The organism is Lishizhenia sp. (assembly GCF_057456495.1).
In genome coordinates, this window is record NZ_JBVCPV010000177.1 from 1 (window position 1) to 6,341 (window position 6,341).

The window sequence follows — 6,341 nt, forward strand, 5'->3', positions numbered from 1 at the left end:
GGGAGTAGAAGTTAATAAGGCTCTTAACATATTGCAACATAATCCTAAGGAGGCTTCAAAGAGTCTAGAGAAGTTATTGCGTTCAGCAATTGCTAACTGGGAGCAGAAGAATGAAGACAAGGTTCTTGAGGATGAAACATTAATCGTTAAGTCGATCGAGGTTTCTCCAGCAGGAATGTTGAAAAGAATTCAGGCTGCACCTCAAGGAAGAGCTCACAGAATTAGAAAAAGATCAAACCACGTTACGCTTGTCGTAGATGGTGTAAAAAATTAGGATGTAATGGGACAAAAAACTAATCCAATAGGAAATAGATTAGGTTTCATCCAAGGATGGGAATCTAACTGGTACGGAGGAGAAGACTACAAGGATAAAATCGTTGAAGACGATAAAATCCGTCGTTACCTTCGCGCACGTTTGTCAAGAGCAAGTATCGCTAAGATTATCATCGAGCGTACGTTGAAATTGGTTACTGTTACTATCAATACATCACGCCCAGGTGTGATCATTGGTAAAGGTGGTCAAGAGGTTGACAAGCTTAAAGAAGAGTTAAAGAAATTGACGAAAAAAGAAATCCAAATCAACATTTTCGAAATCAAGAGACCAGAGCTTGATGCGAGATTAGTTGCAGATGGAATTGCTCGTCAAATTGAAGCAAGAATTTCTTTCCGTAGAGCAATCAAAATGGCTGTTGCATCTACAATGAGAATGGGAGCTGAAGGAATTAAAGTTAAGATTTCAGGTCGTTTGAACGGTGCAGAGATGGCGCGTTCAGAAATGTACAAAGATGGTAGAACACCATTGCATACATTTAGAGCTGATATCGATTACGCTTTATCAGAAGCTCACACAACTTACGGACGTATCGGTATCAAGGTATGGATCTGTAAAGGTGAAGTTTACGGAAAGAGAGATTTATCACCAAATGTAGGATTGGCTTCTCAAAAAGGAGGAAGATCTAACAAAGGTGGAAGAAGAAAGAAGAAATAAGTTATTGACTTTTAAAAAACTCGAAGATGTTATCACCAAAGAGAACCAAATTTAGAAAAGCACAGAAAGGTCGTAATCGTGGTTTAGCTCACAGAGGGAGTCAAGTTGCTTTTGGATCTTTCGGATTAAAGACCTTGGAACCAGGATGGATTACTTCTAGACAAATTGAAGCTTCTCGTATCGCGGTTACGCGTTACATGAAAAGAGAAGGTAAAGTTTGGATCAGAATATTTCCAGACAAGCCTGTAACTTCTAAGCCTGCAGAGGTAAGGATGGGTAAAGGTAAGGGTGCTCCAAGTCACTGGGTTGCTGTAGTAAAACCAGGAAGAATTTTATTCGAAGCAGAAGGAGTTCCTTATGAAACTGCAAAAGAGGCTATGCGTCTTGCAGCTCAAAAACTTCCAGTTAAATGTAAATTCGTGGTTCGCCCGGATTATGTAGTACCTGGTAAATAATTAAGGTAATGAAACAAGAAGAAATCAATCAATTGTCAGTAGAAGACTTAAAGAACCGTATTGAAGAATCTGTGGAGAAAATGGCAAAGTTAGAATTAACGCATGCCGTTTCTCCATTGGAGAACCCTTTACAAATCAGAGAGTTGAGAAGATCAATCGCGAGATTGAACACAGAGATGACAAAAAGACAAAAGCAGGCGTAACCTGTTAATTTAGAAATAAGCTTGAAATGGAAAAGCGTAATTTAAGAAAAGAACGTATTGGGGTTGTTACTAGCGATAAGATGGAAAAATCTATCGTGATTTCTGTAGAAAGAAAAGTAAAACACCCAAAATATGGTAAGTTCGTAAAAAAAACTACTAAATTTGTGGCCCATGATGAAAATAATGACTGTAACATAGGTGATACAGTTAAGATCATGGAAACACGTCCTTTGAGTAAATCAAAGAACTGGAGATTAGTAGAAATTATTGAAAGAGCTAAATAATCATTAGTAATGATACAAACAGAATCAAGACTTTCAGTAGCAGACAACAGTGGTGCTAAAGAGGTGTTGTGTATCCGCGTATTAGGTGGAACAAAACGTCGCTATGCATCTGTTGGAGATAAAATAGTTGTTACTGTAAAGAACGCAATGCCCTCTGGTGGAGTTAAGAAAGGTCAGGTAGCCAAGGCTGTGGTAGTAAGAACGAAAAAAGAGGTCCGTCGTGCAGATGGATCTTACATTCGTTTTGATGATAACGCTGTTGTTCTATTGAACCAAGCGGGAGAAATGAGAGGTACAAGGATTTTCGGACCAGTAGCGAGAGAGCTTCGTGAAAACAATTACTTAAAAATTGTTTCATTAGCTCCTGAGGTACTTTAAAAATTGTAAAGTCATGCAAAAGAAATTACACATTAAAGTAGGAGACACTGTTAAGGTACTTAGCGGTGAGGCTCGCGGTAGAGAAGGAAAAATTCTTGCTATTGACAAGAAAAACGACCGCGCGACAGTAGAAGGTTTAAAAATGATTAAACGTCATACTAAACCAAGTGCATCTAACCCACAAGGTGGTATTGAAGAGAAAGAAGGAACTATCCACATCTCTAACCTTATGGTAGTAGCTAACGGAGAAGCAACGAGAGTTGGACGTAAGCTAAATGATGCTGGTAAGTTAGTACGTTATTCTAAAAAGTCAGGGGAGGAGATTAAGTAATGAGTTATACACCAAGACTTCGCGAAAAGTACAGTGCTGAGATTATTCCAGCATTGACTGAAAAATTTGGGTACAAAACGATAATGCGTGTACCTAAGTTGACAAAAATAGTTTTATCTCAAGGTGTAGGTGAAGCTGTAGCTGATAAGAAAATTGTAGATTCTGCAGTAGCAGATTTATCTATCATTGCTGGTCAGCAAGCAGTAGCAACTATGTCTAAAAAGGATATCTCTAACTTCAAATTGAGAAAAGGGATGCCAGTAGGTACTAAAGTTACTCTACGTGGAGATAAAATGTACGATTTCTTAGATCGTTTCATTTCTGTATCTTTGCCGCGTACTCGTGATTTTAAAGGAGTACCTGCAAAAGGATTTGATGGACGTGGTAACTTCAACATGGGAGTTAAAGAACACATCATCTTCCCAGAGATTGATATAGATAAGGTTAATAAAATTTTAGGAATGGACATTACTTTCGTTACAACAGCGCAAAGTGATGAAGAAGCAAAAGCATTGTTAGATGCATTTGGATTCCCATTTACAAAAAAATAAGAAATGGCTAAAGAATCAAGGAAAGCGCGTGAGCGCAAGAGAGAAGCGTTAGTAGAAAAATACGCTGCGAAAAGAGCCGCTTTGAAAGAAGCTGGTGATTGGGATGCTCTTCAGAAGTTGCCAAAGAATTCATCTAAAGTTAGAGTACACAACAGATGTTCTTTAACTGGTCGTCCAAGAGGTTACATGCGTCAGTTTGGTATCTCAAGGGTAACTTTTAGAGAAATGGCATTAGCTGGTAAGATCCCAGGAGTTAAAAAATCAAGTTGGTAATCGTTTTTTAGGAAAGATATGGTAACAGATCCTATAGCAGATTTTCTTACTCGCGTTCGTAACGCGAGTAGTGCTCAACTCAAGATAGTTGAGATTCCAGCTTCAAACACAAAGAAGGCATTAACTAAGATCTTATTTGATCAAGGTTACATCTCTAACTACATGTTTGAAGAGGATAACAAACAAGGCGTAATTAAGATCGCTTTGAAGTACAATCCTTCTACGAAGGTACCTGCAATCACAAAATTGCAAAGAGTTTCTAAGCCAGGTTTAAGAAAGTACAGTAGCTCTGATGAGTTACCTAGAATCTTGAATGGTTTAGGAATCGCAATCGTTTCTACTTCTAAAGGTGTTATCACTGATAAAGAAGCTAGAAAATTGAACGTAGGTGGTGAAGTATTGTGCTACGTATACTAATAGTTAAGAATAAGTAAAAAGTTTAAAATGTCAAGGATAGGTAAATCCCCCATTACAATCCCGAGTGGAGTTGAAGTGAAAGTTGACGGACAAACAATCACTGTTAAAGGAGCTAAAGGTGAATTGACTGAAGTTTTAGATTCAGCAATCACTGTAGAGCAAAATGACGGTGTGTTAACTTTTAACCGCGCATCTGAGTCTCCAGATCACAGAGCTAAACACGGGTTATCTCGTGCTTTGGTACAAAACATGATTGTTGGAGTATCGGAAGGGTATAAGAAAGTTTTAGAAGTAATTGGAGTAGGTTACAGAGCAACTACACAAGGTCAGAGATTAGATTTGGCTGTAGGTTACTCTCACCCAATTATGATAGAACTTCCGAAAGAAATTAAGGTATCTGCTGCTACTGAAAAAGGTAAAGCACCAGTTGTTACATTGGAATCACACGATAAACAATTGTTAGGACAAGTAGCTGCCAAAATTCGTTCCTTCCGTAAACCAGAACCTTACAAAGGTAAAGGTATTCGTTTCCAAGGTGAAGAAGTAAGAAGAAAAGCTGGTAAAGCAGCAGGTAAATAATCTTAATTTTTGATTAAATGGCATTTAGTAAAGAAGCAAGAAGAGCTAAGATCAAAAGAAGAATCAGAAAAAATATTTTTGGTACTTCAGAAACTCCAAGATTAACAGTTTTCCGTAGTAACAAGCAAATCTACGCACAAATCGTTGACGATAATAAAGGAGTTACTATTGCATCTGCATCTTCTTTAGGAAACAAAGACGCTGAGAAATTACCAAAGGTAGAACAAGCAGCATTTGTTGGAAAAATGATCGCTGAAGCAGCAATCAAAGCAGGCGTGGAAAAAGTAGTTTTCGATAGAAATGGATACTTATACCACGGTAGAATTAAATCGTTGGCTGACTCAGCAAGAGAAGGCGGACTTAAATTTTAATTGTTATGGCAGCAAACAATATTAATAGAGTAAAATCATCTGATATCGAACTAAAAGATAAGTTAGTTGGTATTAATAGAGTTACTAAAGTAACTAAAGGTGGTCGTACTTTCTCTTTCTCAGCTATCGTAGTAGTAGGTGATGAGAACGGGATTGTAGGTCACGGATTAGGTAAAGCAAAAGAAGTAACAGAAGCAATTTCTAAAGGAATTGATGATGCGAAGAAGAACCTAATCAGAGTTCCAATCATTAACGATACTGTGCCTCACGCACAAAAAGGTAAGTTTGGTGGAGCTCGCGTTCTACTTAAGCCAGCTTCTAACGGTACAGGAGTAATCGCAGGTGGTGCGATGCGTGCTGTATTGGAAAGTGTTGGTATCCACAACGTATTGGCAAAATCTCAAGGATCTTCTAACCCACACAACGTGGTTAAGGCAACTATGGATGCTTTGTCTCAAATGAGAGATGCAGTAGCTGTAGCTAAGCAAAGAGGAGTTTCTATGGATAAAGTGTTTAACGGTTAATAATATCTGAAAATGGCTACAATTAAAATTAAGCAAGTAAGAAGCGCTATTAATCGTTCACAAAGACAAAAGAGAACGATCCAAGCGTTAGGATTTAGAAAGTTAAACCAAGTAATTGAGAAGGAAGCAACTCCTCAAATCCTTGGTATGGTGAAAAAAGTTCAACACTTAGTTGAAGTAGTTGAGTAGAACCTATAAAAATTAAGAAAGATGAATCTAAATAATTTAACTCCAGCAAAAGGTTCTATCAAAAGCGATAAGCGTATTGGTAGAGGTCAAGGTTCAGGACATGGTGGTACAGCTACTCGTGGACACAAAGGAGCTAAGTCAAGATCTGGATATAAAAGAAAGATTGGTTTCGAAGGTGGTCAAATGCCATTGCAGAGACGTGTACCTAAGTTCGGTTTTAAAAACATTAACCGTGTAGAGTACAAAGCAATTAATCTAGATATTATTCAGAATTTAATTGACAAAAAAGGAGTAACAGAAATAAACCCTGAAGTATTGCGTGAGAACGGTTTGTGCTCTCGTAATGAGTTAGTTAAGATTTTGGGAAGAGGAGAGTTGAAATCGAAGATAGACGTTACTGCTCACAAGTTTTCAACAACTGCAAAAGCAGGAATTGAAGATAAAGGTGGGAATTGTACAGAAATCTAATTAACTTTGCCAACTATTTTAACCCAAAATGAAAAAGTTTATACAAAATATTAAGAATATCTGGAAAGTTGAAGAATTGAGAAAGAGGTTAGTAATAACCCTTTCTCTTATTCTTGTTTATCGTATAGGATGTTATATTGTTCTACCTGGTGTAGACAGTTCTAAGTTAACTTCGGATTTATCAGAATCAGCTGGTACGTTTGAAGGTTTACTTGGTTTGTTATCAGGTGGAGGATTTACTAATGCTTCATTTTTAGCATTGGGTATCATGCCTTACATCTCCGCTTCTATCATTATGCAGTTATTAGGTATGGCAGTTCCTGCTGTACA

General features: G+C 37.6%; 15 protein-coding genes and 1 pseudogene. All 16 read left to right on the forward strand.

The window, feature by feature from the left end:
* A partial coding sequence (locus AC22ZQ_RS11725) for a large ribosomal subunit protein uL22 (RefSeq protein WP_318958959.1) occupies positions 1 to 274 on the forward strand: 274 nt, incomplete at its 5' end.
* 6 nt (positions 275 to 280) lie between these two features.
* Positions 281 to 988, forward strand: a complete 708-nt coding sequence (gene rpsC, locus AC22ZQ_RS11730; RefSeq protein ID WP_318958960.1) for a 30S ribosomal protein S3 — start codon at positions 281 to 283, stop codon at positions 986 to 988.
* A 26-nt stretch (positions 989 to 1,014) separates the two neighbouring features.
* Positions 1,015 to 1,443, forward strand: coding sequence for a 50S ribosomal protein L16 (gene rplP, locus AC22ZQ_RS11735; protein WP_318958961.1), 429 nt, complete (start codon positions 1,015 to 1,017; stop codon positions 1,441 to 1,443).
* Positions 1,444 to 1,451: 8 nt separating this feature from the next.
* On the forward strand, positions 1,452 to 1,646 hold the full coding sequence (gene rpmC / locus AC22ZQ_RS11740) for a 50S ribosomal protein L29 (protein ID WP_318958962.1): 195 nt from the start codon (positions 1,452 to 1,454) through the stop codon (positions 1,644 to 1,646).
* 26 nt (positions 1,647 to 1,672) lie between these two features.
* Positions 1,673 to 1,930, forward strand: coding sequence for a 30S ribosomal protein S17 (rpsQ, locus tag AC22ZQ_RS11745; RefSeq protein ID WP_318958963.1), 258 nt, complete (start codon positions 1,673 to 1,675; stop codon positions 1,928 to 1,930).
* 9 nt (positions 1,931 to 1,939) lie between these two features.
* A complete protein-coding gene (gene rplN, locus AC22ZQ_RS11750; protein WP_090248849.1) occupies positions 1,940 to 2,308 on the forward strand; it encodes a 50S ribosomal protein L14 in 369 nt (122 codons plus the stop codon).
* Between the two features lie 13 nt (positions 2,309 to 2,321).
* Complete coding sequence (gene rplX / locus AC22ZQ_RS11755; RefSeq protein ID WP_318958964.1) at positions 2,322 to 2,639, forward strand: 50S ribosomal protein L24; 318 nt, start codon at positions 2,322 to 2,324, stop codon at positions 2,637 to 2,639.
* On the forward strand, positions 2,639 to 3,190 hold the full coding sequence (rplE, locus tag AC22ZQ_RS11760; protein ID WP_318958965.1) for a 50S ribosomal protein L5: 552 nt from the start codon (positions 2,639 to 2,641) through the stop codon (positions 3,188 to 3,190). The genes rplX and rplE overlap by 1 nt, the downstream gene beginning before the upstream one ends.
* Positions 3,191 to 3,193: 3 nt before the next feature.
* Positions 3,194 to 3,463, forward strand: a complete 270-nt coding sequence (gene rpsN, locus AC22ZQ_RS11765) for a 30S ribosomal protein S14 (protein WP_318958966.1) — start codon at positions 3,194 to 3,196, stop codon at positions 3,461 to 3,463.
* A gap of 18 nt (positions 3,464 to 3,481) precedes the next feature.
* The gene (gene rpsH / locus AC22ZQ_RS11770; protein WP_318958967.1) at positions 3,482 to 3,880 is read left to right on the forward strand and encodes a 30S ribosomal protein S8; all 399 of its coding nucleotides are present in this window, start codon (positions 3,482 to 3,484) and stop codon (positions 3,878 to 3,880) included.
* 27 nt (positions 3,881 to 3,907) lie between these two features.
* A complete protein-coding gene (rplF, locus tag AC22ZQ_RS11775; protein ID WP_318958968.1) occupies positions 3,908 to 4,459 on the forward strand; it encodes a 50S ribosomal protein L6 in 552 nt (183 codons plus the stop codon).
* Between the two features lie 17 nt (positions 4,460 to 4,476).
* Positions 4,477 to 4,830: a 50S ribosomal protein L18 gene (rplR, locus tag AC22ZQ_RS11780; protein ID WP_090248861.1), complete on the forward strand. Its 354-nt coding sequence runs from the start codon at positions 4,477 to 4,479 to the stop codon at positions 4,828 to 4,830.
* Between the two features lie 5 nt (positions 4,831 to 4,835).
* On the forward strand, positions 4,836 to 5,354 hold the full coding sequence (gene rpsE / locus AC22ZQ_RS11785; RefSeq protein ID WP_318958969.1) for a 30S ribosomal protein S5: 519 nt from the start codon (positions 4,836 to 4,838) through the stop codon (positions 5,352 to 5,354).
* 12 nt (positions 5,355 to 5,366) lie between these two features.
* Positions 5,367 to 5,543, forward strand: a complete 177-nt coding sequence (gene rpmD / locus AC22ZQ_RS11790) for a 50S ribosomal protein L30 (protein ID WP_318958970.1) — start codon at positions 5,367 to 5,369, stop codon at positions 5,541 to 5,543.
* A 21-nt stretch (positions 5,544 to 5,564) separates the two neighbouring features.
* Positions 5,565 to 6,011: a 50S ribosomal protein L15 gene (gene rplO, locus AC22ZQ_RS11795; protein WP_318958971.1), complete on the forward strand. Its 447-nt coding sequence runs from the start codon at positions 5,565 to 5,567 to the stop codon at positions 6,009 to 6,011.
* Between the two features lie 76 nt (positions 6,012 to 6,087).
* Positions 6,088 to 6,341, forward strand: a pseudogene (locus AC22ZQ_RS11800) (preprotein translocase subunit SecY); the annotation flags it as partial.